Source organism: Deinococcus pimensis DSM 21231, assembly GCF_000519345.1.
Lineage (GTDB): Bacteria > Deinococcota > Deinococci > Deinococcales > Deinococcaceae > Deinococcus_A > Deinococcus_A pimensis.
In genome coordinates this window covers 89,124-89,773 of the sequence record NZ_KI912636.1, presented here as the reverse complement: position 1 = coordinate 89,773, position 650 = coordinate 89,124, and the positions used below count along the sequence as shown (strand labels likewise).

Sequence of the window (650 nt, the reverse complement as noted above, 5' to 3'; positions counted from 1 at the left end):
AAGCTCGTCCCGGCGGGCACGCGCACGGCGGGCACGCCCGCGAGGGTCGACTGGACCTGCGTGACCGCGACGAGTTCGGCGGCGGTCTGCGCGGACGCGCCGAGGGGAGCGGCGAGGAGGAGGGCCAGCAGGGCGGTCCGCGTGAGCTTCATGAGATGATCTTAACCTCGCCGTGCGCGTCCGTGTGTGAGCCTCCTCAGACGTCGAGCAGCCCCGCCGCCCAGGGCTCCAGGTGCGCCGTGTCCGAGAAGACCTCCAGCGCCCACTCGCCCCGGTGCCGCGCGAGCCGCGTCAGGGACGCGTGCGCGAGGCTCAGCGGGAAGGGGAAGGTCCAGCCGTCGCGCGCCTCGACCTTCAGGCCGAGCAGCACGCACACGAGCGAGCGTACGAACACGCTGTGGGAGAACGCGAGGACGTTCGCGTCCTCGGGGAGCTCCGAGAGCCACGCGAGGCCGCGCCGCGCGACGTCCGCGAAGGACTCGCCGCCCGGCGCGGGCGTGCTCCACGGCGTCTCGGCCCATTCCTGGAAGAGGGGATGCAGGCGGTTCTTCTCCACGTTCTGCCCGTCGAACTCCCCGAAGTGCACCTCGCGCAGACGCGCGTCGCGCGCGGCGTCCACGCCGGGCAGGGCGAGCGCGGCGGTGCGCGCG

At 73.8% G+C, this 650-nt stretch carries 1 protein-coding gene; it reads right to left on the bottom strand.

The window, feature by feature from the left end; translation table 11 throughout:
* Window positions 1-196: 196 nt before the first annotated feature.
* Window positions 197-650, bottom strand: a 454-nt coding sequence (locus DEIPI_RS29640; protein ID WP_052351666.1) for a histidine phosphatase family protein, incomplete at its 5' end; no start/stop codon positions are given.